This window comes from Collinsella aerofaciens (genome assembly GCF_040910265.1).
Classification (GTDB): Bacteria; Actinomycetota; Coriobacteriia; order Coriobacteriales; family Coriobacteriaceae; genus Collinsella; species Collinsella aerofaciens_BK.
In genome coordinates this window covers 237143-263902 of sequence record NZ_JBDGAW010000001.1, presented here as the reverse complement: position 1 = coordinate 263902, position 26760 = coordinate 237143, and the positions used below count along the sequence as shown (strand labels likewise).

The 26760-nt window shown below is 60.9% G+C and carries 26 protein-coding genes and 1 pseudogene; 3 read left to right on the top strand and 24 right to left on the bottom strand.

Going from position 1 to position 26760, the window contains the following annotated elements:
* Positions 1–8: 8 nt before the first annotated feature.
* From AB5Z14_RS01150 to AB5Z14_RS01135, 4 genes are all read right to left on the bottom strand, one after another.
* On the bottom strand, positions 9–488 hold the full coding sequence (locus tag AB5Z14_RS01150; RefSeq protein WP_055252516.1) for a 4Fe-4S binding protein: 480 nt from the start codon (positions 486–488) through the stop codon (positions 9–11).
* An 11-nt stretch (positions 489–499) separates the two neighbouring features.
* A complete protein-coding gene (gene ygfK, locus AB5Z14_RS01145; protein ID WP_368129951.1) occupies positions 500–3499 on the bottom strand; it encodes a putative selenate reductase subunit YgfK in 3000 nt (999 codons plus the stop codon).
* Between the two features lie 148 nt (positions 3500–3647).
* Positions 3648–5003, bottom strand: coding sequence for a putative aminohydrolase SsnA (gene ssnA / locus AB5Z14_RS01140; RefSeq protein WP_368129950.1), 1356 nt, complete (start codon positions 5001–5003; stop codon positions 3648–3650).
* A 195-nt stretch (positions 5004–5198) separates the two neighbouring features.
* Complete coding sequence (locus AB5Z14_RS01135) at positions 5199–6593, bottom strand: uracil-xanthine permease family protein (protein WP_055252519.1); 1395 nt, start codon at positions 6591–6593, stop codon at positions 5199–5201.
* Between the two features lie 352 nt (positions 6594–6945).
* Between AB5Z14_RS01135 and AB5Z14_RS01130 the strand changes: the two genes are divergently transcribed.
* Complete coding sequence (locus AB5Z14_RS01130; protein ID WP_368129949.1) at positions 6946–7602, top strand: helix-turn-helix transcriptional regulator; 657 nt, start codon at positions 6946–6948, stop codon at positions 7600–7602.
* Positions 7603–7726: 124 nt separating this feature from the next.
* Here the strand turns inward: AB5Z14_RS01130 and AB5Z14_RS01125 are convergent, their stop codons facing one another.
* Positions 7727–8104, bottom strand: a complete 378-nt coding sequence (locus tag AB5Z14_RS01125) for a RidA family protein (RefSeq protein ID WP_118345133.1) — start codon at positions 8102–8104, stop codon at positions 7727–7729.
* A gap of 377 nt (positions 8105–8481) precedes the next feature.
* Between AB5Z14_RS01125 and AB5Z14_RS01120 the strand changes: the two genes are divergently transcribed.
* Together AB5Z14_RS01120 and AB5Z14_RS01115 are read left to right on the top strand one after the other, a co-directional pair.
* Complete coding sequence (locus AB5Z14_RS01120; protein ID WP_368129948.1) at positions 8482–10974, top strand: U32 family peptidase; 2493 nt, start codon at positions 8482–8484, stop codon at positions 10972–10974.
* Positions 10975–10989: 15 nt separating this feature from the next.
* A complete protein-coding gene (locus AB5Z14_RS01115) occupies positions 10990–11649 on the top strand; it encodes an RluA family pseudouridine synthase (RefSeq protein ID WP_368129947.1) in 660 nt (219 codons plus the stop codon).
* A 430-nt stretch (positions 11650–12079) separates the two neighbouring features.
* Here the strand turns inward: AB5Z14_RS01115 and AB5Z14_RS01110 are convergent, their stop codons facing one another.
* The 19 genes and pseudogenes from AB5Z14_RS01110 to AB5Z14_RS01020 all read right to left on the bottom strand — a co-directional run bounded on the left by AB5Z14_RS01110 (position 12080) and on the right by AB5Z14_RS01020 (position 26757).
* Complete coding sequence (locus AB5Z14_RS01110; RefSeq protein WP_368129946.1) at positions 12080–12826, bottom strand: DeoR/GlpR family DNA-binding transcription regulator; 747 nt, start codon at positions 12824–12826, stop codon at positions 12080–12082.
* 3 nt (positions 12827–12829) lie between these two features.
* Positions 12830–13909, bottom strand: a complete 1080-nt coding sequence (locus tag AB5Z14_RS01105; RefSeq protein ID WP_368129945.1) for a Gfo/Idh/MocA family protein — start codon at positions 13907–13909, stop codon at positions 12830–12832.
* 329 nt (positions 13910–14238) lie between these two features.
* Entirely contained in the window at positions 14239–14544 is a 306-nt protein-coding gene (gene rplX, locus AB5Z14_RS01100; RefSeq protein WP_006235043.1) for a 50S ribosomal protein L24, read from the bottom strand.
* 13 nt (positions 14545–14557) lie between these two features.
* Positions 14558–14926 carry a 50S ribosomal protein L14 gene (rplN, locus tag AB5Z14_RS01095; RefSeq protein ID WP_006235041.1) on the bottom strand — a complete coding sequence of 123 codons (369 nt, stop codon included), beginning with the start codon at positions 14924–14926 and terminating at the stop codon, positions 14558–14560.
* A 118-nt stretch (positions 14927–15044) separates the two neighbouring features.
* Positions 15045–15305, bottom strand: coding sequence for a 30S ribosomal protein S17 (gene rpsQ, locus AB5Z14_RS01090; protein ID WP_006235040.1), 261 nt, complete (start codon positions 15303–15305; stop codon positions 15045–15047).
* A gap of 16 nt (positions 15306–15321) precedes the next feature.
* Entirely contained in the window at positions 15322–15537 is a 216-nt protein-coding gene (gene rpmC / locus AB5Z14_RS01085) for a 50S ribosomal protein L29 (protein WP_006235039.1), read from the bottom strand.
* A gap of 89 nt (positions 15538–15626) precedes the next feature.
* Positions 15627–16040: pseudogene (gene rplP / locus AB5Z14_RS01080) on the bottom strand (50S ribosomal protein L16); the annotation flags it as partial.
* A complete protein-coding gene (gene rpsC, locus AB5Z14_RS01075) occupies positions 16040–16750 on the bottom strand; it encodes a 30S ribosomal protein S3 (RefSeq protein ID WP_006235037.1) in 711 nt (236 codons plus the stop codon). The gene rpsC and the pseudogene rplP, both read right to left, overlap by 1 nt.
* A 6-nt stretch (positions 16751–16756) precedes the next feature.
* On the bottom strand, positions 16757–17128 hold the full coding sequence (rplV, locus tag AB5Z14_RS01070; RefSeq protein WP_006235036.1) for a 50S ribosomal protein L22: 372 nt from the start codon (positions 17126–17128) through the stop codon (positions 16757–16759).
* A gap of 14 nt (positions 17129–17142) precedes the next feature.
* A complete protein-coding gene (rpsS, locus tag AB5Z14_RS01065; RefSeq protein ID WP_006235035.1) occupies positions 17143–17403 on the bottom strand; it encodes a 30S ribosomal protein S19 in 261 nt (86 codons plus the stop codon).
* A gap of 32 nt (positions 17404–17435) precedes the next feature.
* A complete protein-coding gene (gene rplB / locus AB5Z14_RS01060) occupies positions 17436–18266 on the bottom strand; it encodes a 50S ribosomal protein L2 (protein WP_138113074.1) in 831 nt (276 codons plus the stop codon).
* A gap of 179 nt (positions 18267–18445) precedes the next feature.
* On the bottom strand, positions 18446–18733 hold the full coding sequence (rplW, locus tag AB5Z14_RS01055) for a 50S ribosomal protein L23 (RefSeq protein ID WP_006235033.1): 288 nt from the start codon (positions 18731–18733) through the stop codon (positions 18446–18448).
* Positions 18734–19360, bottom strand: coding sequence for a 50S ribosomal protein L4 (rplD, locus tag AB5Z14_RS01050; RefSeq protein WP_006235032.1), 627 nt, complete (start codon positions 19358–19360; stop codon positions 18734–18736).
* A 46-nt stretch (positions 19361–19406) separates the two neighbouring features.
* Entirely contained in the window at positions 19407–20027 is a 621-nt protein-coding gene (gene rplC, locus AB5Z14_RS01045; RefSeq protein ID WP_035137484.1) for a 50S ribosomal protein L3, read from the bottom strand.
* 448 nt (positions 20028–20475) lie between these two features.
* On the bottom strand, positions 20476–21102 hold the full coding sequence (locus tag AB5Z14_RS01040; RefSeq protein ID WP_368129944.1) for a histidine phosphatase family protein: 627 nt from the start codon (positions 21100–21102) through the stop codon (positions 20476–20478).
* A 39-nt stretch (positions 21103–21141) separates the two neighbouring features.
* The gene (locus AB5Z14_RS01035) at positions 21142–22296 is read right to left on the bottom strand and encodes a cation diffusion facilitator family transporter (protein WP_368129943.1); all 1155 of its coding nucleotides are present in this window, start codon (positions 22294–22296) and stop codon (positions 21142–21144) included.
* Positions 22297–22447: 151 nt separating this feature from the next.
* Positions 22448–23662, bottom strand: a complete 1215-nt coding sequence (locus AB5Z14_RS01030; protein ID WP_368129942.1) for a PTS sugar transporter subunit IIC — start codon at positions 23660–23662, stop codon at positions 22448–22450.
* 40 nt (positions 23663–23702) lie between these two features.
* Positions 23703–25427 (bottom strand): acetyl-CoA carboxylase, carboxyltransferase subunit beta, encoded by a 1725-nt coding sequence (gene accD / locus AB5Z14_RS01025; RefSeq protein ID WP_368129941.1) that lies wholly within the window; start codon positions 25425–25427, stop codon positions 23703–23705.
* Positions 25414–26757 (bottom strand): acetyl-CoA carboxylase biotin carboxylase subunit, encoded by a 1344-nt coding sequence (locus AB5Z14_RS01020; RefSeq protein WP_368129940.1) that lies wholly within the window; start codon positions 26755–26757, stop codon positions 25414–25416. The genes accD and AB5Z14_RS01020 overlap by 14 nt, the downstream gene beginning before the upstream one ends.
* Positions 26758–26760 lie beyond the last annotated feature (3 nt).

The window sequence follows — 26760 nt, the reverse complement described above, 5'->3', positions numbered from 1 at the left end:
ATTCCCTTCTACACGCCGGCGGCGATGCCGGTGCGGTCGTGGATGGCGCCATGCGGGCACACGACGGCGCACATACCACACGACAGGCAGTCGGCGCCGTCGATATGGGCGCAGTTGTCCTCGATGCGGATTGCGCCGGCAGGGCACTTTTTGGCGCACATGCCGCAACCGATGCAGCTCGTGTCGCAGATCTTGCGGGCGATGGCGCCCTTATCGGTGTTGTTGCAGCGCACCAGGATGTTCTGGTAGCCGGGAACGAAGGCAATCACGCGCTGCGGGCATGCCATGCCGCACAGGCCACAGCCCGTGCACTTTGAGCGGTCCACGCGGGCGATGCCATCGACCAGCGCAATGGCGCCGTGGGGGCAGGCCGTGACGCAGGCGCCACAGCCAATGCAGCCTTCGCTGCAGCGGGCGTCGCCGCCTGCGGAGGCGCAACCGCTTCCGCAGGCAACGTAGGCCACGTTATGTTGAATGGATTTGGCCATAAGAGACTCGCCTATTTCTTAAGAAGGTACGAATAGTTGTCGCGCACGGCCCTGATGGTCAGGCGGACGGCCTCGGGAAGGCCGGTGTTGACAGCATCGACCGAGACGGTGCGGACCGTGCCGGCGACGCGAACCTTAAAGTGGTCCTCGTCCACGGCCAGGAAGCCCTCGTTCTCGGAGTTCTCCATGTCCTGCTCGCTCCAGAACAGGGTGAGCTTGTCCTTGTAGGGACGACCCTCCTGGTAAGGGCAGAACACGGCGCAGTTGCCGCACTCGTTGCACATGCCGTCGACATGGACGACCTGATGCTTGGCCAGGCCCGGCACCTTAATTGCCACGTTGGCGCGGTTGGGGCACACGTCGCAGCAGACCTCGCACACCGAGCCGCAGCCCAGGCAGCGGGTCTTGGTGCAGTTGCGCTTGTCGCGGCACAGCGACCCCTTGCGCTCGTAGCAGGTGTCCTCGCGGCCGACCTGCTCGTTGCAGTCGGCGTACTTGTTAAAGTCCACGCCGGCGATGGCACGGGCGACCTCGGCAGCGTCGGCAATAGCCTCGACCACGGTAGCCGGACCGCGGCGGCAGTCGCCCGCAGCCCAGACACCCTCGACGCCGGTGGAGGTGGCGGCAAGGCGGCCGCGACGATCGTGCTCGACGCCCGCGGCATCGTACAGGCTGGCGTCGATGCCCTCGCCCACGGCGCAGATCACCGTGGTGGCGGGAAGCTCGACGGTCTCGCCCGTGACGACGGGGCTGCGACGGCCGCTTGCATCCGGCTCGCCAAGCTCCATAACGTCGCAGATCAGCACAGAGCCGTTGAGCGCCTTAGGCGCCAGCAGCTCGCAGAACTCAACGCCGTCGGCAAGAGCAAGATCGAGCTCTTCCTCGTCGGCGGGCATCTGCTTCTTGGTGCGGCGATACACCAGGCGCACGTTCTTCACACCGGCCAGGCGCTTGGCCACGCGGGCCGCGTCCATGGCGGTGTTGCCGGCGCCAATGACCACGACATCCTCACCCAGCTCGAGTTTCTCGCCCTTCTTGGCGGCCTCGAGGAACTCCAGCACATCGAGCTCGGCACCCTCGCCCAGGCCCGCAGAGCCGGGCATCCAGGCACCGGTGGCCACGACCACGTCGGTAAAGCCCTGGGCCTTGAGCTCGTCAATGGACTCCACGCGAGCGTTGAGCTGCACCTTGGCGCCAAAGGCCAGGCAGAGCTCGGCGTCGTGGGAGATATCGTCGCTCGCAATGCGGAACTCGGGGATTACGTGACGGACCACGCCGCCGAGAGAGTCGCGGGCCTCGAAGATGGTGACGGGCACGCCGGCACGCGTCAGGAAGAATGCCGTCGCCAGGCCGGCCGGGCCGCCACCGATAACGGCAACGTTGCGCTCGCCGTCGTTGGCGATGGCCTGAGCACGCAGCTTGGGCAGCACGGCGGTCATGGCCTCGCGGGCGGCCTTGAGCTTGCTGGCGCGAATCTGGGCGCCCTCGGGCTCGTAGAACGCACGCTCGCAGGCACGGCCGCAGGGATGCGGGCAGATGGTGCCGGTAATGAACGGCAGGGCGTTGCGCTCGATGATAATGTTGAGCGCGTCCTCGTAGCGGCCCTCGTCAACAGCCGCCAGATAGGCGGGAATATCCTGCTGAATGGGGCAGCTCGTGCGGCACGGCGTGGTAAAGCAGTCGGAAAGCGGGCTCTTGCCGGCGACCTTGCGGTCGGGCAGCGGGCGCAGCGGCTTCTTGTAGAGCGGGTTGGTGAGCGAATCGGTCTGGATCGCGGTCACTGCCTCGAGCGAAATGCCCTCAAACGGCTTGCCGTCCAGATCGCCAAACTCGCCGGCCATCTGGCTAAAACGCTCGTAGCCACCGGGCTTGAGCACGTCGGTCGCCAGGGTAACGGGCCAAATGCCGGCATCGTACAGGGCGCGAATGTTGTAGACCGTGGCACCGCCGGAGTAGCTGATGCGCAGCTTGCCATCGAACTGCTCGGTAATACGACGGGCAGCCTCGATGGTCAGCGAGAACAGCGAACGGCCGGACATGTACATCTCGGTGGAAGGCAGCTCGTTCCTCGTCACGTCAACGGGGAACGTGTTGGTCAGCTTGACGCCAAACTCCAGGCCGCGCTCGGCGCACAGGGCAATCAGGCGCTCGAACATGGGCACGGCGTCGACCCACTGTAAGTCCTCGCGGAAGTGCGTGTCATCGAAGACGATGTAGTCAAAGCCCAGCTCATTCAGACGCTGGCGGGCAAACTCATAGCCCAGCAGCGTGGGGTTGCACTTGATGTAGGTGTTGAGGCCCTTCTCGGTGATCAGATAGGTCGCGATGCGCTCGATCTCGGCCGGCGGGCAGCCATGCAGCGTGGACTCGGTGATGGAGTTGGACACGCGCGCCGGAATGGACTCGACAAACGCGGCGTCGACATGCTCAAACTTGTCCAGGTTGGCGAGCGCCCATGCGCGGCACTCGTTCCAGACGTCGGAGCCGCTGGCGTCCTTCATGCCCTCGATGTAGGCGTCGACCTTGGGGCTCTTAATACCCTCGAGGTCATAGCCCACGGACATGTTAAAGACAAAGCCGTCCGGGCTGCCCAGACCGTACTCGCGAGCGATCAGGTGGCAGGCAAACCATGCCTTCACGTACTCGGCAAAGGCCTGCGGAACCTCGAGCTCGGTCGACCACTCGCAGTTGTAGCACTCGTCCTGTGCCACGATGCAGGGTTTGTTCACACACTTGGAGAGCTCCTCGCCGTCCATAACCTGAACGGTCTTGAGCTCAAAGAAGCGGGAACCGGCCACATAAGAGGCCACGATGTTCTGGGCCAGCTGCGTGTTGGGGCCGGCGGCCGGGCCAAACGGAGTCTCGATGCGCTCGTCAAAAATGGGAAGCGCGCCCTCCTGGTTGGTCGTGACCATCTTGCGCACGCCAAAGATGGCGCCCTGGGTCTTGTGCTCCTCGATGATCCAGTTCATCAGCTGCGAAAACGGGATCGGCCTCATGATGTCGCTCATAATGAGCTCCTCTCTGTAACGCCCGGCGAGACCGCGCGGCGGGCGCAAATACGGTGTAGCGCTAGCACAGCGCCGGCGACCCCGCGGAGGCCGCCTATGCGCGCGCCGGATGCGGCGAAACATCCGGCGCGCGTGAATCTACTTGTAATTAGTAGACGCGATCGTTGAGCGTGCTCCAGAGCTTCTTGGACTCAGCCATGGTCCACGCGTTGATCTTGTCCTCATCGATACCGACAAACTCGCGATCCTTGTACAGGACGCGGCCGTTGATGATGGTGGTGCGGCAGTTTTTGCCCATCATGCCAAAGAGCATGTGGCCGTCGATGTTCTCCTCGCTCAGCGGCGTAAAGGGCTTGTAGTCCATGACGACGACGTCGGCGGCAGCGCCGGGCTCAAGCACACCGAGCTTGCGATCGAAGTACTTGCTCGCCATCTTGGCGTTGTTCTCGAACAGCATCGTCATGGCCTCGCACCAGCCCACGTTGGGCATAGCGGCGTTGTGGCGCTGAATGATCAGGAAAACCTTAAGGCTCTCGAGCATATCGTGGGTGTAGGCGTCGGTGCCCATGCACACGGGGATACCGCGGCGGAAGAACTCGAGCACGGGGGCGCAGCCCACGGCGTTTCCCATATTGGATTCGGGGTTGTTGACCAGCCAGGTGCCGGACTCCTTGACGATATCCATCTCGGCGGGCGTCACATGGATGCAGTGGCCGAGCATGGTGTCGGGACCGAGCAGGTTGTGCTGCAGCAGGCGCTCGACGGGGCTGATGCCGCCGCGGTTGAGGCGGGAGTCCCACACATCGTTCATGCCCTCGCACACGTGGATGTGGAAGCCGGTCAGGCCGTTGTTGGCCTCGGCCATCTTGTCCATGGTCTCGTCCGACAGCGTAAAGGTGGCATGACCGCCAAACATGGCGGCGATCATGTGATTGTCGTTATCGCGACGCTCCTTGGCGGCCCACTGGGCAAACTCGGCGTTCTCGGCAATGGCCTGGTCGCATTTTTCCTGGCCGCGACGATCGGAGACCTCGTAGCACAGGCATGAACGCATGCCCAGCTCCTGAGCTGCATCCTTAATGGTAAAGAGGCTTCCCGGGATCTCGCAGAAGCTCGCATGGTGATCGAAGATCGTGGTGACGCCATCGCGGATGGAGTCCAGAATCGTGGCATAGGCGCTGGCCTTGGTGCCGTCGAGCGTCAGGTTGTCGTCGATCTTCCACCACTGCTGCTCAAGATTCTCCAGGAAGTTGGTGGGGTTGCAGCCCTTGATGGCAAGGCCGCGGGCCAGACCCGAGTAGATGTGGGTGTGGCAGTTGATGAGTCCGGGCATGATGAGGTTGCCCTGGGCGTCGACGTACTCGGCATCCGGGTACTTGGCCTTGAGCTCGCACTCGGGGCCCACTTCGACGATCGTATCTCCGTCAATGGCGACCGCACCGTTTGGAATGAACGGGGTCTGAGCGTTGCGGGTAAAGACGGAACCGTTAGCGACCAGAAGCATGGATGCTCCCTTCAACATCAGAGGCGGGGTTTGACACCTCTGACATGGCGGAGTGCGAAGCGCCGGCCTACACCGGAAACGGGCCCTCTCCCGTCAACGCTTCACCAAAGGGACAAACCCTTTGAAGTGCGGCTTGGCGCCGCATGACGTCGGCGGACGAGGCGATACGTCCGCCGACAAATAGCACCGAATTGGTTACTTCTTGCTCTCGGGCAAGACCAGATCCACGGCAGCGTCCTTGGCAGCATCGATGTGCTGAGCCACGACCGGCGTCTGCGGAAGAATCAGGTTAAGGACAATGGCCATGATGGCGGTGGGGGTTACGGCATTGGAGCCGATGACGGTGGACACCCAGGCGGGCATGCCCTCGCCGGCAAGGCAACCGCTGGCCATCCAGATACCCAGGCCAAAGACGACGGAGGTGCCGACGATGGTGGTGGTGCGCTGCGTGAGGCCCTCGCGGGTGAACATGCGCACGCCGTTCATGGTGATGGTGCCAAAGACGCCGACGGTCGCGCCGCCGATGACGGGCTGCGGGATAGCGGAAAGGACGGCAGAGAGCTGCGGGAACAGACCGGCGATGGCAAAGACGGCCGCGATGATCACAAAGACCCACTTGTTGACGACCTTGTTGGAGCAGATGATGCCCACGTTCTGGCCAAGGGCGCTGGTGGGAAGACCGCCCAGCAGGCCGCCGACCATAGAGGTGAGGCCCTGGGACACGATAGCGCCGGAGAGCTCGCGCTCGGTGGGCATACGGTCGATGGAGCCCAGGCAGGCGGCGGAGACGTCACCGATAACCTGGATGGCAACCATGGGGAACACGACGGCGAGGGTAATGCAGACCTCGGGATCAAACTCGAGCGCGTAGGGCATGAGCTTGGGAAGGGCGAAGACCTGAGCGGTGGCGACGCTGGAGAAGTCGATCATGCCAAAGGGAATCGAAACGATCATGCCGACGATCATGCCAAAGAACACGGATCCCAGCTTGAGCGTGCCCTTGCCAAAGTTGGCGAGCGCAAAGACCACGGCGAAGGTGATGAGAGCGACACACCACGCCTGCGGGGTGCCCCACAGCGGCGTGCCCATGCCACCGGCCATGTACTTAACGGCCGTGGGATACAGCGAAACGCCAATGGAGAAGATGACCGTACCGGTCACGACGGGCGGGAACAGCCACTTGATCTTGCTGTAAGCCAAACCAAAGAGGACCGCGACGGCGCCGCCGACAATCTCGCCGCCCAGCAGCGCACCAAAGCTAAAGCCCGAGGCGCCCATGGCCTGCAGGGCCGGCAGGAACGCGAACGAAACGCCCATGACGATGGGCAGGCCGCCGCCGATGCGACGGAAGGGAGCGAAGGCCTGAAGGGCCGTGTCGATTGCCGAAAGAATAAGCGCAACCTGAATGATGTCGGTGCTCTGCTGGCTATTAAAGCCGTAGACGCCGGCCATGATGACCGCCGGGGTAATAATGCCGGCAAACGATGCCAGTACGTGCTGAAGGGCACACGGGATCATTTCCTTAACGGGCGGCATGCCTTCGCGAGTGAACAGGGCTTCAGTGCCGTTCGTAACCGTCTCCTGGGCCATTTGACCACCAATCCTCGAAGTAGTTGTTTTCGCATCTAACGCTCTATTGTGACGCAGTGCGGGGGTGAGGTTGTGCCTTCGTTGCATATCGTATTAAAGATGATTCTCATTCTCAATAATAATTTTTTGTTATCAGACTATTCTTGAGCTGAGGCAATGCATTTCCGCAGGTCAGGAAAGTGTCTGGTCAAAATAACATCTAACTTTTCTTTTGGTCGACCGTTTACCGCCAAATTCCTACCGCTCGTCCGTATTACGCAATGTACCTGCGAATATGCGAGTCAATAGACACCGTGTTACCATGAGAAAAAATTGTTATGAACATTTCCGATTTCACCCAAAGGAGTTGCCCGTGAACGAGACCGTACGTCGCTTTTTGCCGATGGTCGATTTCCTGGAGCAGATACTCGGCAAAAACAGCGAAATCGTGCTGCACGATTTCTCGGATCCCGACCACGCCATCGTCGATATTCGCAACGGCATCGTGAGCGGCCGTAAGGTCGGCGGTCCCGCCACCGATCTGGCACTCAAGATCATGCACGATGGTAAATATCGCGATCTGCCGTTCATTACGGGCTACGAAGGCCGCGGTGCCGGTGGCAAGACGCTGGAGTCGGCGACGTACTTCATTCGCGAGGACGGCGAGATCGTCGGCATGCTCTGCGTCAACACCGATCTTTCGGCCGTGCGCAACATCAGTGCCATGGCCCAGCAGCTTATGGCCTGCTTTGACGCCGCTCCCGCACGCACCGAGCCCTCCCCCATCGAGGTCGAAAGCCTTTCGGAGTCCACGCAGGAGCTCATCGACCGCAGTATTTCCGAGCTGCTCGAAAGCCGCGGGCAGGATGTCGCCTCGCTCGGCCAGGCCGACCGCGTCGATGTTATCCGCCATCTCAACGGCAACGGCGTGTTTATGCTCAAGGGCGCCGTTGCCTGCGCTGCCGCCGCGCTTGGAATCTCTGAGCCCAGCGTCTACCGCTATCTGCAAAAGGTCCGCAAGGAGGGCTAACCCACTGATCCCTTGGGGACGGAGGAAAACGGATCATTTTTGTCGCATCGCTTGACAAAAGACCCTGCAGCTCACACGCGCTGCAGGGTCTTTTTGCATGTCATGTTTAGTTGTTGCCAACGCCCTAGAGGGCGGCGATGACCTCGATCTCGACCAGACCGCCAGCCGGAAGGGCGGCAACCTGGAAGGCGCTGCGCGCGGGGAACGGAGCCTCGAACTTGGAGGCGTAGATCTCGTTCACGGCGGCGAAGTCGGCGATGTCGGCCAGGTAGACCGTGGTCTTGACGACATCGGCAAACGTGGCGCCGGCAGCGGTCAGCAGGGCCTCGACGTTAGCGAGGGACTGCTTGGCCTGAGCCTCGACGCCCTCGGGCATCTTGCCGGTTGCAGGGTCAATGCCCAGCTGGCCGGACAGAAACACCATGTTGCCGGTCTGGATGCCGGGGGAATACGGGCCGATGGCGGCCGGTGCGTTATCGGAAGACACGACGGTCTTGCTCATGTTTTTCTCCTTACAATCAAATAGAGAGCGTGAGCGCGGCGTTCGCACCGGGAGGCACAGTTCGGTCTGAACACCGCGCTTGATTGGGATGGTAGGGGATGATTTTGCCCGATGCAAGATAATTATCAGATTGCGATAATATTTTATCGCCCAACGGCGCGTACGGGCCGATGAACGGCGTGACCGGCGACGTGCCCGAATACTGATCCCTTTTCCTCCGTCCCCTTCGGATCACGTGATCCCTTAGGGACGGAGGAAAAGGGATCATTTTTACCTGAGGGGCTGCTGAAGACTTTGTCCTGCTTAGGCTGCGGGCATCGCCTGCCGCGACTGCACCACTATACTTTTGAGTATCTGAGCATTTTGAAAGGCAGGATATGACCGCAACCGCCAGTCGAACCACCAACCGCAGGCCCGAGCTCTTGGCCCCCGCCGGAGGCCCGGAGCCCTTTGCCGCCGCACTAGCCGCCGGGGCAGACGCCATCTACTGCGGCATGGGCAGCTTCAACGCCCGCCGCAAGGCAACGAACTTTACCGACGAGGCCTTTGAGCAGGCCTGCCGTGCTGCACACCTGGCCGGCTCGCGCGTTTATGTCACGGTAAACATCGTCATCAAGCAGTCCGAGATGAGCGATGCGCTGCAGCTCATCCATCGCTGCTCCACGCTGGGCGCCGACGCCTTTATCATCCAGGACTGGGGCCTGTTCTTTGAGGTCAAGCGCACCATGCCCGGTATCGAGACACACATCTCGACCCAGGCGAACATCCATGATGACCGCGGAACGCTTTGGTGCCGCGAGCAGGGCGCCGACCGCGTGACCTTGTCGCGCGAGCTCTCCATTGACGAGATCGCCGCCATCCACGACGCCGCGCCCGACGTTGACCTCGAGGTCTTTAGCCACGGTGCCATCTGCTTTTGCTACTCGGGCCTGTGCCTGCTGTCGAGCTTCGCCATGGCGGGCCGCTCGGCCAACCGCGGCATGTGCGCTCAGCCCTGTCGCTTGCCTTACGAGCTGATCGACGAGAACGGCCGCACGCTCTCCCCCGCCGGCCGCGAGCGTGCGCTATGCCCGCGTGACACCAACACGTCGCAGCTTGTTCGCCGTCTGTATGACGCCGGCGCCGCATCGCTCAAGCTCGAGGGCCGCATGAAGGCCCCCGATTACGTGTATTCCATCGTCGACGTGTATCGTCATCAGATTGATGACATGCTGGCCGATGTTTCGACCTCTAAGGATGAGGATGCCGCCCGCCAGCGCCAACTCAAGCGCTGCTTTAACCGCGACTTTACGCACGCCTATCAGGACGGCACCTCGGGCGACGAGATGATGAGCTACGAGCGCTCCAACAACCGCGGCCAGATCGTAGGCACGGTACTCGGCAGCCGCCTGGCCAACCGCGATGTGCGCGGGCTCAAGCCCGACGACCGTCGTCGCCGCGCCGCCATCGCCCGCATTGAGCTGTTTGAGCCCGTGGGCAAGGGCGACCTGCTGGAGCTTCGTCACGACGATGAGTTCGACCAGTTCCTGACCACCATCGCCGCCGAGGATGCGGCTGCCGGCGACATCATCGAGTGCCGCGTGCCCCGCAGCATGCCCGAGGGCTGCCGCGTGCGCGTGATTCGAAGCCAGCGCGCTATTGACGCCGCCGGTTCCGCGCTCAAGCGCGACGTGCTGCGCCGCCGCGCCGTAGATGTGTCCGTTGTGGCACGTCTGGACGAGCCATTTACCGTTACGCTCACCTGCTGCGACGACCCCGCGCTCACCGCCACCGCCACCGGCTTTACCGTCGAGGCCGCCAAGACTCGCGCCGTCGAGGCGGCCGATCTGGTGGAGCACGTCGGACGCATGGGCTCCTCGCCCTTTGAGGCTGCGAGCTTTGATGTGGCGCTCGATGAGGGCTGTGGCATGGGCTTTTCCGCCGTACATAAGGTGCGCGCCGCCGCTTGCAAGGCGCTGGAAGAGGCCATTCTGGCGCCGTATGACGAGCGTGCCCGCACGCTCGAGCTGCCGGTGCTCGACAAATGTACGCGCGCCATGCCCGAGCATTACCGCGACGAGCCGCAGATCTGCGCCGCCGTCACCTCGCTCGAGGCTGCCGAGGCCGCTCGCGCCGAGGGCGCAACGTGCATCTACATGACCACCGACGCGCTCGATGCGGCCGAACTCTCCCCCGCCGATGCGTTTGAGCAGGGCATCGTACCCGTGCTCGATGAGGTCTGCCGCGCCGTTGACCACGTACGTGTCGACCCGTGGATACAGGCTGGAGCGACTGTCGCCGTCGGCAATATCTCCGAGCTTGCTACTGCCGCGCAGACCGGCGCCACGGCCGAGATCCGATCCTGCCTGCCCGTGCACAACACGCCTTGCATGGAGGCACTTGCCGAGCGCGGGGCCGGCGCGTTTTGGCTTTCGCCCGAGATCACGCTCGACGAGATTATCTCGCTTGGCACCTCCGCGCCCGCAGCCCTGGGCATCACCGTGTTCGGCCGCCCGCGCGTTATGACGAGCGAGCACTGCATCCTGCAGGTGGCCAACGGTTGTATCCACGATTGTGCCAGCTGCCGCCTGCGCGTCCGCAAGCTGTCGCTCAAGAATATCGACGGCAAGGTCATGCCCGTGCGTACCGACATCCACGGCCGCTCACGCCTGTACGATGCCTACCCTATCGACCTCACGCCGCAGGTTCCACAGTTGCTCGATGCCGGCGTGCGCCGTCTTATGGTTGACGGAACCCTGCTCGAAGCCGATGAGATTGGCCGTGCCGTTGCTCGTGTCCGCCGCGCCATTGAGGCAGCTCAGGCAGGTCGCAAGCCCGCTGCCCGCCTGCGCGGCGCCACCTCGGGCTGCATGTTTGTGGGAATTAGCTAACCGAAAGGCTTACACGTGAACGAAGAACCTCAAGTCCTCTACTGCGACGCCTGGCTCATGGCCATCGATAAGCCCGCCGGCATGATCGTCCACGGCGACGGCACCGGTGAGCGCACACTTACCGACTACGCCAGCGACCTTTTGCTGGCGATGGGCGACGGCTTTGCCGCGACCGACATGCAGCCGCTCAACCGCCTGGACCGCAACACCACCGGCGTGGTGCTGTTCTCGCTCGACAAGCAGACGCAGCCCGCCTTTGACCAGATGGTGAACGACCACGCCTTCGAAAAGCACTATCTGGCGCTGGCCGAGGGCAAGATCGACTGGAACGAGAAGCTCATCGACAAGCCCATCGCCCGCGACCGCCACGACAGCCGCAAGATGCGCGTCGGCGCCAACGGCAAGCCGTCGCAGACGCGCGTGAAGGTGCTCAAGCGCCTTAAGAGCCGCCGAGGTCTGCCCACGCGTTCGTATATCGATGTCGAGCTGCTCACCGGCCGCAAGCATCAGATTCGCGTCCACCTGGCCAGTGAGCATCACCCCCTGGTCGGCGACGACCTGTACGGCACTGCTCGCCCCTGTGGATTGATGCTCCACGCCCACAGCGTGTCCTTTACGCATCCCGTTACCGGCGAGCACATCCACATCGAAGCCCCCTGCCCCTGGGAGCCTTAAACCACCACAATGGGGACAGGCACCTTTGTGGTGGTTTTGACGCAATGGCTTAGCCGCGGTCCCAAAACGTCTCGATCTGTAACAGTTAGAACCCATTTTCCGGTCTATCTGTTACAGATCGAGACACTCAAATCCCCCTCAAGGGAAAATCTCAATCTGTAACAGTAACTCGGCAAAATCCGTCCCAGATGTTACAGATTGAGACAAAGGGACGGCGCGGTTCGGAAGTATCTCAATCTGTAACACCTAGCCTACTTTTAACGGTCCAGTTGTTACAGACTTAGACAAGCCGGCAGACAACGAAAGCGGCAACGCCCGTGATGGACGTTGTCGCTTTTCTAATGGGAAAACTACTCGGTTTTCGTTACTAACCGCCACAATGGGGACAGGCACCTTTGCGGTGGTTTTGGCCTTAACCTGCCTCTGCTTGCTAGACCGTGATGACGTTGTCCATTGCCCGGTACTTGGCGGGGACCTCGCCTGCGGTAATAATCGTTGCGTCGCGGAAGTCCGCAAACTTGACGGGCGCCACCATGCCAAATTTGCTGGCGTCCGAGATTACGAAGCGCTTGGCCGTATGGCGCATCGAGATGCGCTTTACTTGCGCCTCCTCGATATCTGGCGCCGTGAAGCCCTGCTCGGCAGCAATGCCGTTAGAACCCCAAAAGCCACAGTTGAAGTTGTAGTGGTCTAGGGTTGCCAAGGCATCGGGGCCAACGAGCGCCTCGGTCTCGGGCTTGAGCTCGCCACCCAACACCACAGTGCGCATGCCGCGCAGGGCGAGATGCTGAGCATGGAGCACGGAGTCGGTCACGTAGGTGACACCTTCAAGGTGTGGAAGATGCTCGATGAGCTTGAGCGTCGTCGAGCCCGAGTCGATGTATACAAAGCTCTCGGGCTCCACAAGCGCCGCCGCACGGGCGCAGATACGCTCCTTGTCGTCGTTATGGAGGTCGCTGCGCTCATTGAGCGTTAGGTCGCGCGCCACGTGCGCGCGTTCAAGACTCGTCGCTCCGCCGTGGACCTTGGCGATGCGGTGCGCTCGATCGAGCGTCTGCAGGTCGCGCCGAATGGTAGACGCCGTCACGCCCAGGGTATCGGCAAGCTCTGGCACAGTAACCGAGCCAGCCTGCTGCACCATCGACACAATCGCGTTGAGCCTATCTTCCGCAAGCATCGCTTACTCCTCCTCGGGGTACACGACTCCCCAGTCGGCGCGGAGCTTGGTCATAAGCTCCATAACATCATAAGCATAATCCAGCAGCTCACGCTTGGAGTCGTCGCCGGCAACCGCCTTCTCGAGGTCGGCCATCTCGTAGCACAGGGCATAAGCCTCGGTGCCGGCGTGGACCTCGTCGCGGTGGCCGTCCGCAGTCCACACAATGGTCGCGTGATCGGCACGCGGATACTCGTTGACCTCGATATAGCACTTGTCAAAGCTGATGACCGAGCGCTTGGGCTGCTTGGAGTGAAGCGTAAGACTCACAACACCCATCTGCTGCTCGGCATTACGGCAGACGATGCCACCCGCAACGTCAACGCCGGTCTCACAGGTGTTGCCCAGCGAAACGACCTCATCGGGCTGGCTTGCCATAAAGAGGCGCATAACGGACAGAGCATAGACGCCAATGTCGAGCATGGCACCGCCAGCAAGGTTGCGATTGTAGAAACGGTTGGTCAGATCGCCGTACTCCTTGTAGCTGCCAAAGTTGAGCTGAGCGAGGTTCATGCGGCCAAACTCAGCGGCATCCATGCGGCGGCGCAGCTCTTGATATAAGGGCATGTGGAGCACCGTTGTAGCGTCCATAAGGACCACGTTATGCTCGTCGGCAATGGCACGTGCCTCGTCGAGCTCGGCGGAGTTGAGGGTAATGGCCTTTTCGCAGAGCACGTGCTTGCCAGCTGACAGGGCGGCGCGCAGGTAGGTGATATGCGTGTTATGCGGAGTGGTGATATAGATCGCGTCGATGTTAGGGTCGGCATAGAGGTCCTCGGCCGTTTCATAGACCTTCTCGATGCCATACTGCTCGGCAAAAGCTTGAGCCTTTGACAGCGTGCGATTAGCGACGCCCGCAAGCTTGCGACCGGCAAGAGCGAGAGACTGGGCCATCTGGTTGGCGATAACGCCGCACCCAATCACAGCCCAACGAAGCTCGGGAGCCGTAAAGATATCATCGGGGAACGGCTTGCCCTGGACCGAAGCGAACGCTGCCTTTGCGGCTGCCGCGGAGTCGAGTGGAGCCTGCTTGGAATCTGCCATATGTGCCTCCTACATCGTGAAAAGTCTTTCATTTCTGACAGCTCTATATTCGCACAAATACGCGTGTATGTGCGTGCTTCTGCGTGTATTACCGCTAAATGGTCAAAATTCAGGAGTTAACGGCGCATATACACGTATACTCACGCAATCATACGCACGCAGCTACGCACAGATGCGCATCACCTGATCCCCTGGGGACGGAGGAAAACGGATCACCGGCACCCTTGCGGACGGTAATGATCCGTTTTCCTCCGTCCCCAAGGGATCAAAAAAGGCCCGGGTGCCGTGGCATCCGGGCCTTTGCTAGCAACTTAACTGTTGCGGGCAGCTTAGAACTTGTGGCCGCACTTCTTGCAGACGCGCAGCTTGTTCTTGCCGTCCTTCTCGTGACCGACGCGGGTAACCTTACCGCACTCGGGGCAAACGAGATTGACGTTGGAGGCATCGATGGGAGCCTCCTGCGAAACGATGCCGCCCTGCTGGTTGGCAGCGTTGGGCTTGACGGCCTTCTTGACGACCGAAACGCCCTCGACAACGACCTTGTTCTCGGCGGGGAGAGCACGCAGGACAACGCCCTGCTTGCCGCGATCCTTACCAGAGAGAACCTGGACCTTATCGCCCTTCTTGATATACATATATCTCCCCTAACTACAGGGTCTCGGGAGCGAGCGAGACGATCTTCATGTACTTCTTGTCACGAAGCTCGCGAGCGACGGGCCCGAAGATACGGGTGCCGACGGGCGAACCATCGTTGTTGATGACAACGCAGGCGTTCTCATCAAAGCGAATGTAGGAGCCATCCTTGCGGCGGATCTCCTTAACGGTGCGAACGACGACGCAACGGACAACGTCCTTCTTCTTGACGTTGGCGCCAGGGGTAGCCTCCTGGACAGCACCGATGAACACATCGCCGATGCCTGCATAACGACGCTTGGAACCGCCAAGCACCTTGATGCAGCGAATCTTGCGAGCGCCGGAGTTGTCGGCGACGTTCAGCATGGTTTGCATCTGAATCATGGTAGATGTTCCTCCGAACTAAGAACCGAAGAGAGGTGCGCAGCCTTTATACGGCCCGTGGTATGCAAGCCAGGCATACGCACATCTTCGGAAACGTACAAGTCGTAAGAGCGACTGCTTATTTAGCGCGCTCGACGACCTCGATGAGGCGCCAGCGCTTCATCTTGGACATAGGACGGGTCTCCATAACGCGGACGGTATCGCCCACGCCAGCCGTGCACTCCTCGTCGTGAGCGTGCAGCTTCTTGGAGCTGGTCATCATCTTGCCGTACTTGGGGTGACGCTTGCGCTCGGTGATGGTGACAACGATGGTCTTGGCACCGGAGACGGAGGTAACGACACCCGTACGGACCTTACGCGAGTTACGCGAATCAGTCATGTTCTCTCCTTAGGTCCTACTCGGCGACAGCGGACTTCTCCGCTGCGATCTCGCGGGCGCGCTGCTCCGTGAGGACGCGAGCGATGTCCTTCTTCACGGTGTTGACGCGAGCGGTGTTGTCCAGCTGGCTGGTGGCCATCTGGAAACGAAGGTTAAAGAGCTCGGCGCGCATTTCCTTCAGCTTCTCAACGAGCTGAGCGTCCGAGAGCTCACGAATCTCTGCGGGCTTCATTAGTTCTCCTCCTTGGCGGCGGCGGCGTCCTCAGCAGCCCACTTGGCCTCGAGAGCGGCCTCCTCAGCCATCTCCTTCTGGATGCGCTGCTCAGCGTTCTTGGCAGCAACAATCTTGGTCTTAATGGGAAGCTTGTGCTGTGCAAGACGCAGAGCCTCGCGAGCGACCTCCTCGGGCACGCCCTTGACCTCGAACATGATGCGGCCGGGCTTGACGACGGCCACCCACTCCTCGGGGTTACCCTTACCAGAACCCATGCGAGTCTCGGCAGGCTTCTTGGTGATGGGCTTATCGGGGAAGATCGTGATGTAGACACGACCGCCACGCTTCATGTAGCGGGTCATGGCAATACGAGCGGCCTCGATCTGACGGTTGGTGATCCAATGAGCCTCGAGAGCCTGGATACCAAACTCGCCGAAATGCAGCTCGGTATTACCCTTGGCCTGGCCCTTCATGGAGCCACGCTGCACCTTGCGGTGAAGAATACGCTTAGGGGCAAGCACTACTGACCCCTCCTCTCGGAGTTACGACGACGAGGACGGGAAGAGCCCTCGAGTGCAGGGTTGGGAACAGGCTGGCCCGGGAGCTTCTCGCCCAGGTAGATCCAGACCTTCACGCCGCAGGCACCCATGGTGGTGCTGGCGACAGCCGTGCCGTAGTCGATCTTGGCGCGGAGGGTGTGCAGAGGCACGCGACCCTCACGGTACCACTCACGACGGCCCATCTCGGCACCGCCGAGACGACCGGAGCACTGGATACGGATGCCCTTGGCGCCGGCCTTGCGGGCGGACTGGACAGCCTTGCGCATAGCGCGACGGAAGGCAACGCGGCCCTCGAGCTGCTCAGCGATGGACTGAGCAACGAGGTTGGCGTCGAGCTCGGGGCGCTTGATCTCGACAACGTCGACGGAGAGCTGGCCCTTGGAGACGCCAGCGACCTTCTCGAGCTCGGTGCGGAGGGTATCGATCTCGGCACCCTTCTTACCGATGACAACGCCGGGGCGAGCGGTGAGGATGATGACCTTCACCTTGTCGCCAGCGCGCTCGATCTCGACGCGGGAGACAGCTGCGCGGGAAAGACGCTTCTCGAGGTACTTGCGGATCTCGAGATCGTTACCGAGGGTCTTAGCGTAATCCTTCTCTGCGAACCAGCGGGAGCGCCAGTTCTCGGTGATGCCAAGACGGAAGCCGGTGGGGTAGACTTTCTGACCCATACAGCTTTACGCCTCCTTTCGAGGAGCAACGACGACGGTGATGTGGGAAGTACGCTTCAGAATGCGAGAAGCGGAACCCTTGGCGCGGGGACGGATGCGCTTAAGCGTCGGACCCTCGTCAACATAGGCAGCGGCGACAACCAGGTTGTCGGCACGCAGACCATTGTTGTTCTCGGCGTTCGCAACGGCGGAACGGAGAACCTTCTCGACATCCACGGCGACGGCGCGGTCGCAGAAGTGGAGGATGTCGAAGGCCTGAGCGACAGGCTTGCGGCGGATCAGATCGACCACCAGGCGGGCCTTGCTGGGGGAAACACGCACGTACTTAGCGACGGCGCGAACCTCGGTGGCCTCAGTTTCAATAGACTTAGTTGCCATTTACGGTTAACCCCCTATTTGGCCTTGTGGCCACGGAACGTACGAGTCGGCGCGAACTCGCCGAGCTTGTGACCAACCATGGACTCGGTAACATACACGGGCACATGCTTGCGGCCGTCGTGGACGGCGATGGTGTGACCAACCATCTCGGGGAAGATGGTGGACGCGCGGGACCAGGTCTTCACGACGTCCTTCTTGCCAGCCTCGTTCATCGCGGTGATACGCGAGAGAAGGCGAGTCTCCACGAACGGGCCCTTTTTGAGACTTCTGCTCATAAGTGCTTTCTCCTAAAACTCGGTATCCGAAATTACTTCTTACGGCGACGAATGATGTGCTGGTTCGAGACCTTCTTCTTCTTGCGCGTACGAAGGCCCTTCGTCGGCTTACCCCAGGGGGTAACAGAGGGACGACCAGAGGTGTGGTTCTTGCCCTCGCCACCGCCGTGCGGGTGGTCGACAGGGTTCATGACGGTACCGCGGACGGTCGGGCGCACGTTCATGTGACGCTTACGGCCGGCCTTGCCGATGACGATGTTGGAGTGATCGGCGTTGCCGACCTCACCGACGGTGGCGCGGCAGGTAACGAGGATGCGGCGCATCTCGGAGGAAGGCATGCGGACGATAGCGTACTTGCCCTCCTTACCCATCAGCTGGCAGGAGTTACCGGCGGAACGGGCGATAGCAGCGCCCTTGCCCGGCTGGAACTCGACGGCGTGGATGAGCGTACCGACGGGGATGTCGGCGAGGGGCAGAGCGTTGCCCGGCTTGATGTCGGCGTCAGAACCGGACATGACGGTCTGACCGACCTCGAGGCCCTTGGGGGCCAGGATGTAGCGCTTCTCACCGTCAGCGTAGTGCAGCAGAGCGATGCGAGCGGAACGGTTCGGATCGTACTCGATCGTGGCAACCTTGGCGGGCACGCCGTCCTTGTTGCGCTTGAAGTCGATCACGCGGTAACGACGCTTCACGCCGCCGCCCTGGTGGCGGGTGGTGATGCGGCCGTTGTTGTTACGACCGGCCTTCTTGGGCAGGGGCTCGAGAAGAGACTTCTCGGGCTTGGTGCAGGTGATCTCGGAGAAGTCGGAGATCGTCTGCCAACGCCTACCAGCGGAGGTCGGCTTAAGGTGCTTTACAGCCATTACAATCCCTTTCAATAGGAATCCGTTAGCCATCGCAGACAGGGATTCGAGGTTCTGCCTCGGGTGCGATGACACCGGACGTATACACGGCTCCGGGCGTGTCCATTTTATACGCCCAAAACCTTGAGCTCTCGCCTCCCCTATTTGGGAGGCATGAGCTCACTCAACAGCAGCGAGTCTTAGGCCTGGTTGCCAAAGACCTCGATGGTGTCGCCCTCGGCCAGCGTGACGATGGCCTTCTTCCAAGAACGGGTCTTGCCGGCGACATAGCGCACGCGCTTGGTCTTGGGCTTGACCGTCAGGGTGTTCACGCGAACGACCTTGACGCCGAAGATCTCCTCGACAGCGTCCTTGATCTGATACTTGTTAGCATCCTTGGCGACCTCGAACGTGTACTTGTTCTGCTCCATGCCGGAGAAGGAACGCTCGGACACGATCGGACGGATGATGATCTCGTGGGCGGTCATTTAAGCAAGCACCTCCCCGAAGTGAGCGGCGATGTCGGCGGGCATCAGCACGGCGTTGTTGTTGACGAGATCGTAGGTGTTGGCCTCGTCGGCAGTGATGATGAACGTCTTGGGAATGTTGCGGAACGACAGGTAGGCGTTGACGTCCTCATCGCGAACGATGATGGTCAGACGCTTGCCCTCAAGGCCGAGAGCCTTGAGCATGGCAACGGCAGCCTTGGTGGAAGGCTTCTCGAAGCCGTAGTCGTCGACGAGCACGAGCTCGCCATCGGCCAGCTTGGCGGACAGCGCGGAGCGCATAGCCAGCTTGACCTCCTTGTTGTTCATACGCTTAGCGTAGGAACGGGGCTTGGGGGCGAAGACAACGCCACCGTGACGCCACTGGGCAGCACGGATGGAACCCTGGCGGGCACGGCCGGTGCCCTTCTGACGCCAAGGTTTCTTGCCGCCACCGGAAACCTCAGAGCGGCCCTTAGCGGACTGGGTGCCCTGACGCCAAGAGGCCATCTGGCACTTGACGATGTGGTGCATAACGTGGATGTTCGGCTCGATGCCGTACACCTCAGCGGCGAGCTCGGCCTCGGCGACCTTCTTGCCCTCGCTGTTCTTTACTTCAAACTTTGCCATTTAAGTGTTCTCCTTGGTATGACGCTGGGCTAAATGGGCTGGGCCCTTAGGCCATACGGATGGCGACGAGACCATTCTTGGCACCCGGGACAGCGCCCTTGACCAAGATGAGGTTCTGCTCGGCATCGATGCGGACAACGGAAAGGTTCTTGACGGTAACGCGCTCGTTACCCATGTGACCGGCCATCTTGACGCCCTTGAGGACGCGCGCAGGATAGGCGCACTGACCGATAGAACCGGGGTGACGCTGGAAGTGAGAACCATGCGTCATAGGACCGCGGCGCTGACCCCAGCGCTTGATGCGACCCTGGAAGCCCTTACCCTTGGAGGTACCGATGACGTCGACCTTCTCGACATCAGCGAAATCAGCGACGGTGACGACCTCGCCGACCTTGTGCTCCTCGCCGTTCTCGACGCGGACCTCACGAAGGAAGCGGACAGGCTCGACGCCGGCCTTGGCGAAGTGACCAGCCATGGGCTTGTTCACGTTCTTGGCCTTGATGTCGCCGAAACCGATCTGGACGGCGTCATAGCCGTCGGTTGCCTGAGTTTTAACCTGCGAGACAGCGCAGGGGCCAGCCTGGATGACCGTGACGGGAACGACGTTGTCGTCCTCGTCCCAAACCTGGGTCATGCCAATCTTGCGGCCGAGAATCATGCTGATCAAGATATGATCCCAACTCTCGCGTGGTCTTGGGACAATGCGTACACCACCGAGCGTACGCCCCTAGAGGACCACTACTTACACGACGTGCTCCCCAGTCTTGTATTGCGCCCAGACTACCTGACAACCCTATTAAGCAGGCATTTTGTCCAGCCAGAATACTCCCCTGGTTTCACACAGCTGTTTAGTATACACGGCTGCGGGCGTATCCATCGAGATTCATATTTCACTCACATTGTTTACGCAGGTAAAGTGCGTGGAGTCGCCTGGGCTTGGCAGAGGGGCGGCGAAATATATTAAGTTTGCTGCTCTACAGTCCTGCGCAAGACGGAAAGCACATTAAGTGCTTTCCTTTGCGTGCGGAACTCGCGACAAACTTAATATATTTCGCCGCCCCTCTGCCAAGCTCGGGAGACGACACGTTGATGTCTGCTTAACTCTGCTCGCTCAGCTAATTACTTTGTTGGGGGTCCACTATTTGCTGAAGGGTGAACTTACACTGCATTGGCTCGCCTTCTGCTTGCGGCTTTTCCTCGTCAAAATCGAAGATCATGATGGCGCAGTTGGGGAGTTTTGCTGGGAGCTCGAAGCCTTCTGGGGCTGCAGCCTTGATGAATTGGCGGCTGGCGCTGCCGTGGCTTACTGCTAGGAGGGTTTCGATGCCCTCGGCGCCCATGATATTGGTGAGGGTGTCTACCATGCGCTCTTGCAGCGCCTGGCTTCCTTCTCCTCCGAAGGGAACCAAGTCCTCGCCCGGATCCCATACGTCGGTAGGCAATGCGTCGTGGGGACCTTCCTCAAAGGTTCCGTAGCAGCGCTCGATGATGCCTTCGCAGGGCTCGACTGCTGCATCCGGACCGAGGAGTTCGCATGCGACGAGACTTGCCGTGTCCATGGCTCGGCCTAAGGGTGATGAGACTACTTTGTCGGGGACGACGCCATGGACCTTGAGCCATGCGGCGGCTGTCTGTGCCTGTTGACGACCCAAATTGGTGAGCGGTGAATCGCAGCGACCCTGGACGAGCTTTTTGACGTTGAATTCCGTCTGGCCGTGGCGGAGCAGATACAGCTTCTTCATAGTCTCCCCTTCTGTATAACTTGCTTTGCCGGCACAGCCCTACTCGTGGGTATGCCCTACGTAGTCTTCGTCGATCGTAATCTTGGCAATCGACTTGGGATATTCCGATTCGACCCGTTGTGCCAGCGTGTGCTTTAAGTCTTCGGCACTCATCTGCAGGTCCGAGGGTCGCACGCAGTCAAAGATCACATTGGTGTGCGTGGGGCCCGGCACGCAACGCAAATCGTGAATCGAAAGGCGTCTATCGATCTCCTGGGCCATAGCGTTGATGCACAGGCGCATGCTCGCCACATTTGAATCGTCGGTCACGATGGGATCGTAATGGAGCGTGACGATCATGCCGTCCTCGTCCCTAAACGACTGCTCGATATTATCGAGCGTGTCGTGACTTTCCAGCGGGCTGGCCTCGGCCGCCATCTCGGCATGCGCACTTGCAAACTTCCTGCCCGGGCCGTAGTCGTGAACCATCAAATCGTGAACGCCCAAAACGCCGGGGTAGCTCATGATCTTGTCTCGGATGTGCTTGACCAGCTTGGGATCGGGTGCCTGGCCCAAAAGGGGGCTCACCGTATCTTGGATAAGCTCAAAGCCGCTCCAGCCAATATAGACGCCAACGGCAAGGCCGACCCAAGCATCAAGATTGACATGCGTCATCTGGGAAACAATCGCGCACGCCAGCACAGCGCCCGTGGCCAGGACATCGTTCTTTGAGTCCTGAGCCGTCGCATGCAGCGTATCGGACTCAATACGGTCACCGAGCTTTTGGTTGAGGGCCGCCATCCAGAGCTTTACGACCATCGAAAGCACTAGAACCGTCACCAGGGCAAGCGAGAACTCGACAGGTTCGGGGTGGATGACGCGCTCAACCGAGGACTTGATAAGCTCAAGGCCGATCAGCAGTACGAGCGCCGCCACGACCAGACCCGAGAGATACTCGTAGCGACCGTGACCGTAAGGATGCTCGGGGTCGGCCGGCTTGCTCGCCAGCTTAAAGCCCAGCACGCTCACGATATTCGAGCTGGCATCGGACAGGTTGTTCATGGCATCCGCCACGATCGAAACCGATCCCGAAACCACGCCAATTGCGCCCTTCGCAGCACATAGTGCCACATTGGCGAGAATACACACAACGCCCGTCAACGTGCCCACGCGCGCACGGTCGCCCTGCGCACGCTTAACAATCCACTCGACCATCTACATCCGCCCCCACGGTACTACCTATATATCTATTGCTCAAACGGATTGTAGTGTAGCCACTTTGTCCCCCAGATACAAAAAAGGCCGCAACCCACACGGGCCACGGCCTTGGAATATGGCAAAGGAATCGTCCTTGTGTCGCACAGGTTTACGCGCTTACTTCGGCCACGCTCTTCGAGGTTTCGGGTGAATCGGCTCCGTCCCCCGTCGCTCGCCCCTTCGTCGGCACCACGCCAAAGCAGTAGCTCAGCGCCGCAGACGCCGCAAATGCCGTGCCGCCGGCAACGCAGCACCACAGCAGGTTCGAAATACCGCCCGTGGCAAAGCCAATGACCATGAGGACATTCGTCATGCCGATGGTATAAGCCGTAACGTGGCCCACGGCTGCAACAAGGCCTCCGACGGCGCCGCCAATGGCCATGCACGTCAGGCACCTGCCATATTTAAAACCGCAGCCGTACAGCGCCGGCTCGCTTACGCCGCCAAGCACGCCCGAGATTGAATAGCCCAGCATGAGCGCCTTCTCATCCTTATCCGCAACGCGGAGCGACGCACCAAAGGGCATGCCCCAAACGGCGAACGTCGCCATTGTCGCGGCAATGAGAATGCACGAATCCGTTCCCACGCTCATAAACTGCGCGTACGCAAGCGATAGGACAACGTTGCTGACGCCCGCAATCTTAAGAAACTCCCAACCCGCGGCAAGCCCCATGAGCGTGAGCAGCGACACGATGCCACCGGAATTGCCAAGCATAAACATAAGTTGGCCCAACAGCATGCCCAGATAGCTGCCCGCCGGCGCCGTAATACACAGCGAAACCGGAACCATAACGAGCATGGTCGCAAACGGAACGAACGAAAACGCCACGGCCTGAGGGATAACGCGCTGAAAGAAACACTCCACTCGCCATAGCACGGGCACCGAGATGAGAACCGGAATAACAGTCGTCGTGTAATCGTTGACCGGCGCGGGAAACAGACCATACACGGAAGTCATCGATGCCGCCGTCGTCGATGCGACATCGACGAGCTTAAGCAGATCGGGCGCAATCAATACGCCGCCCAGCATCATGCCCAGCTGCTCCGAGCAACCGAGCTGGCGGGCGGCCGCCCAACCAAGATAAATGGGCAAAAAGTAGTAGCCGGCGTTATAGAGCCAACTGTAGAACAGGCGATAGATATCGGAATCTGCAGACCACAGACCCAGCATGCCTTCGCCCATAATGACGGCGACGGTGCGAAACAACGCCGCGCAGACAATAAACGGCAGCGCCGACATCATGCTTTTGGACAGATAGTCCACCACGGCCATGGCGGTCGACTTCAACGTCGTTGGCAACGTAGCCTTAGAGACTTGTGGCATGGAACGCCTTTCTCCATGTGACATGCGGACTGTCCCTTTGTCACATCATGCGGTACTTACCGATTGCTCGATATTTTTCATAGCGAAGATTGGTGAGCTCATCGACATCGAGCGCACCCAATTTGTCAAAAGCTGCAAATGCCGAGGACATGACGGCACCGGCGATCTCCCCATGCGACAGGCCCTTATCGTCGACAATGCCGTCGATGATGCCGAGCGCCAACAGATCGGGGGCCGTGAGCTTAAGCGCCTCGGCGGCCTCATTCGCACGCTCGGTATCTTTCCACAGGATCGACGCACAGGCCTCGGGGCTCACGACCGAATAGGCCGAGCTCGAGAGCATCAGGATGCGGTCGGCCACGGACAGCGCCAGCGCGCCACCAGAGCCGCCCTCGCCTGTCACCACCGAGACAATCGGCGTCTTAAGGCCGCTCATCTCCATGAGATTCTGGGCAATCGCCTCGCCCTGGCCGCGCTCCTCGGCACCGATGCCGCAAAACGCACCCGAAGTATCGACCAGGCACAGAACCGGTCGACCAAACTTTTCGGCCTGGCGCATCAGGCGACGCGCTTTGCGATAGCCCTCGGGATGCGCCATGCCAAAGTTGCGGCGCATACGCTCTTTGGTCGTGGTGCCGCGCTCGATGGCGATGACCGTTACGGGGCGTCCGTTTTTCCAGCCAATACCAGCCACCACAGCGGCGTCGTCGCCAAAGTAACGGTCGCCGTGCAGCTCCACAAATCCATCCAGGCCCAGTGAGATCATCTCACCCGCCGTGGCGCGATCTGCCAAGCGGGTCTGCTTGACAATCTCGAGCGCGGTTTTTGGCGCCGCCGAGCGCTTAAACAAGTGTCCCAGCTTTTTGCCGCGACGACCCGTATGCACGATCTCATGCGGTGCCCCCAGGCCGGGCGCGTGCCCTTCGTGCAGCGCCAGCAGCTCGCCTACCGTGAGCGCAATCTCGCCACGCGGAACAACGGCATCGCAAAAGCCGTGCTCCAGCAAAAACTCGGAGCGCTGGAATCCCTTAGGCAGGCGCTTGTGCATGTTCTGCTCGATCACGCGCGGGCCGGCAAATGCCGTCAGGGCATCGGGCTCGGCCAGGATAATGTCGCCCTCCATGGCAAAGCTCGCGGTTACGCCTCCGGTCGTGGGGTCGGTGAGCACCGTGATATACAGGCCGCCCGCCTCGCTGTGGCGCCTAACCGCCGCAGAAATCTTGGCCATCTGCATAAGCGAGGTCACGCCCTCTTGCATGCGCGCACCGCCCGAAACGGTAAAGCCGACAACTGGCAATCCCAGCTCGGTCGCACGCTCAAATGCGCGACAGATCTTCTCGCCCACCACTGAGCCCATCGAGCCCATCATAAAGTTGGCGTCCATAAAGAAGAGCGCCGTATCGCAACCGCAGATTTTGCCCCTGCCGCACACAACGGCATCGCGCTCGCCCGAACGCTCGCTCACGCTCTTGAGCTTGTCGGCATAGCCGGGAAACGAGAGGAAGTCCTCCGACGCCAGATTGGCATCCCATTCCTCAAACGTGCCCTCGTCGACCGTCATGCGCATGCGCGCGCGACCGCTCACGCGAAAGTGTTTGCCGCAACGAGGGCAGACCTCGAGGTTGTCGTGCAGGCGTGTCTCATCGATCACACGGCGGCACTCCGGGCACTTGATAAACACGTGGCGCGCGGGAAACTCGGCGCACGACTCGGTCATCGGCCCCTCAAGGACATTGACCGTCTTCGCTTTTCTATTCATCAGCATAGAGATGCCCCATCAGATCGGTGTGGTACATGCCCGACAAGAACTCGTCGTTTGCCAGCACGTCGAGCTGCAGCTCGCTGTTTTCGCTCACGCCCTCAATCACGAGCTCGCCCAAGGCCGAGCGCATCTTGCGAATGGCGCCGTCACGCGTGGGCGCACACACGATGAGCTTGCCGAGCATGGAATCGTAGTACGGCGGGACTTTCGCACCGGTAAACATGGCGGAATCCCAGCGCACGCGCGGACCACCCGGCACACGCAACGCGGTGACCGTTCCGCATGACGGCAGAAAGTCCGGCGTTTCGGCATTGATGCGGCACTCCATGGCGTGGTTGCGGACCGGTACGTCCTCCTGCTCAAAGGGCAGGGGCTGGCCGGCCGCCACGCGCAGCTGCCACTTGACCAAGTCAGTATCGGTCACAAACTCCGTAACCGGATGCTCCACCTGCAAGCGCGTGTTCATTTCCATAAAGTAGAAATTGCCGTCGTCCGAATACAGGAACTCGATGGTACCGGCTCCTTCGTAGCCGACGGCACGAGCCAGGTCACGCGCTGCCTTGTGCATGCGAGCACGAATGTCGTCGTGTCCGTCGAGGCACGGCGCGGGGCTCTCCTCGATTAGCTTTTGGTTGCGGCGCTGCACCGAGCACTCACGCTCGCCGAGCGAAAACACATGGCCCTGCTTATCGGCCATAATCTGCACCTCGACGTGGTGCGCCGGCGCGACGAACTTCTCCATGTAGCACTCGCCGTCGCCAAAAACGGCTTCCCCCTCGGCACGCGCCTCGATGAACGCCTTTGCCGCATCTTCCACGCGCTCGACCTTGCGAATGCCGCGACCGCCACCACCTGCACGCGCCTTAATAAGCACGGGGCAGCCAATGCGCTCGGCCTCGGCCGTTGCCTCCTCGGGGCTTTTGAGCAAATCACAGCCCGGCACGATGGGCACGCCCGCCGCGGCAGCCGTTCGACGCGCGGCGTCCTTGTCGCCCATGCTGTCGATCACCTCGGCCGAAGGACCAACAAACGCCAGGCCATACTTGTCGCAGTCGCGCACGAAGCTCGCCTTCTCGGAAAAGAAACCGTAGCCGGGATGGATCGCCTTTGCCCCCGACTTCACGGCACAGGTGAGCACGGCATCGTCGTTGAGGTAGCTCTCGGCAAGACGCGGGCCGCCGATGCAATACGCCTCGTCGGCGAGCTGCACGTGCAGCGCGTCCGCATCGGCCGTGGAATAAACGGCGACGGTCTTGATGCCCATATCGCGGCACGCGCGGATAACACGGACCGCAACCTCGCCGCGGTTGGCGATGAGCACTTTGTCGAACATGAA

Excerpts from the sequence above, each read along its gene's own strand:
- AB5Z14_RS01150 (WP_055252516.1), bottom strand. The coding sequence starts at position 488 with ATGGCCAAATCCATTCAACATAACGTGGCCTACGTTGCCTGCGGAAGC.
- ygfK (WP_368129951.1), bottom strand. The coding sequence starts at position 3,499 with ATGAGCGACATCATGAGGCCGATCCCGTTTTCGCAGCTGATGAACTGG.
- ssnA (WP_368129950.1), bottom strand. The coding sequence starts at position 5,003 with ATGCTTCTGGTCGCTAACGGTTCCGTCTTTACCCGCAACGCTCAGACC.
- AB5Z14_RS01135 (WP_055252519.1), bottom strand. The coding sequence starts at position 6,593 with ATGGCCCAGGAGACGGTTACGAACGGCACTGAAGCCCTGTTCACTCGC.
- AB5Z14_RS01125 (WP_118345133.1), bottom strand. The coding sequence starts at position 8,104 with ATGAGCAAGACCGTCGTGTCTTCCGATAACGCACCGGCCGCCATCGGC.
- AB5Z14_RS01120 (WP_368129948.1), top strand. The coding sequence starts at position 8,482 with ATGACCGCAACCGCCAGTCGAACCACCAACCGCAGGCCCGAGCTCTTG.
- AB5Z14_RS01110 (WP_368129946.1), bottom strand. The coding sequence starts at position 12,826 with ATGCTTGCGGAAGATAGGCTCAACGCGATTGTGTCGATGGTGCAGCAG.
- AB5Z14_RS01105 (WP_368129945.1), bottom strand. The coding sequence starts at position 13,909 with ATGGCAGATTCCAAGCAGGCTCCACTCGACTCCGCGGCAGCCGCAAAG.
- rplX (WP_006235043.1), bottom strand. The coding sequence starts at position 14,544 with ATGTATATCAAGAAGGGCGATAAGGTCCAGGTTCTCTCTGGTAAGGAT.
- rplN (WP_006235041.1), bottom strand. The coding sequence starts at position 14,926 with ATGATTCAGATGCAAACCATGCTGAACGTCGCCGACAACTCCGGCGCT.
- rpsQ (WP_006235040.1), bottom strand. The coding sequence starts at position 15,305 with ATGACTGATTCGCGTAACTCGCGTAAGGTCCGTACGGGTGTCGTTACC.
- rpmC (WP_006235039.1), bottom strand. The coding sequence starts at position 15,537 with ATGAAGCCCGCAGAGATTCGTGAGCTCTCGGACGCTCAGCTCGTTGAG.
- rpsC (WP_006235037.1), bottom strand. The coding sequence starts at position 16,750 with ATGGGTCAGAAAGTCTACCCCACCGGCTTCCGTCTTGGCATCACCGAG.
- rplV (WP_006235036.1), bottom strand. The coding sequence starts at position 17,128 with ATGGCAACTAAGTCTATTGAAACTGAGGCCACCGAGGTTCGCGCCGTC.
- rpsS (WP_006235035.1), bottom strand. The coding sequence starts at position 17,403 with ATGAGCAGAAGTCTCAAAAAGGGCCCGTTCGTGGAGACTCGCCTTCTC.
- rplB (WP_138113074.1), bottom strand. The coding sequence starts at position 18,266 with ATGGCTGTAAAGCACCTTAAGCCGACCTCCGCTGGTAGGCGTTGGCAG.
- rplW (WP_006235033.1), bottom strand. The coding sequence starts at position 18,733 with ATGACCGCCCACGAGATCATCATCCGTCCGATCGTGTCCGAGCGTTCC.
- rplD (WP_006235032.1), bottom strand. The coding sequence starts at position 19,360 with ATGGCAAAGTTTGAAGTAAAGAACAGCGAGGGCAAGAAGGTCGCCGAG.
- AB5Z14_RS01040 (WP_368129944.1), bottom strand. The coding sequence starts at position 21,102 with ATGAAGAAGCTGTATCTGCTCCGCCACGGCCAGACGGAATTCAACGTC.
- AB5Z14_RS01035 (WP_368129943.1), bottom strand. The coding sequence starts at position 22,296 with ATGGTCGAGTGGATTGTTAAGCGTGCGCAGGGCGACCGTGCGCGCGTG.
- AB5Z14_RS01030 (WP_368129942.1), bottom strand. The coding sequence starts at position 23,662 with ATGCCACAAGTCTCTAAGGCTACGTTGCCAACGACGTTGAAGTCGACC.
- accD (WP_368129941.1), bottom strand. The coding sequence starts at position 25,427 with ATGCTGATGAATAGAAAAGCGAAGACGGTCAATGTCCTTGAGGGGCCG.
- AB5Z14_RS01020 (WP_368129940.1), bottom strand. The coding sequence starts at position 26,757 with ATGTTCGACAAAGTGCTCATCGCCAACCGCGGCGAGGTTGCGGTCCGT.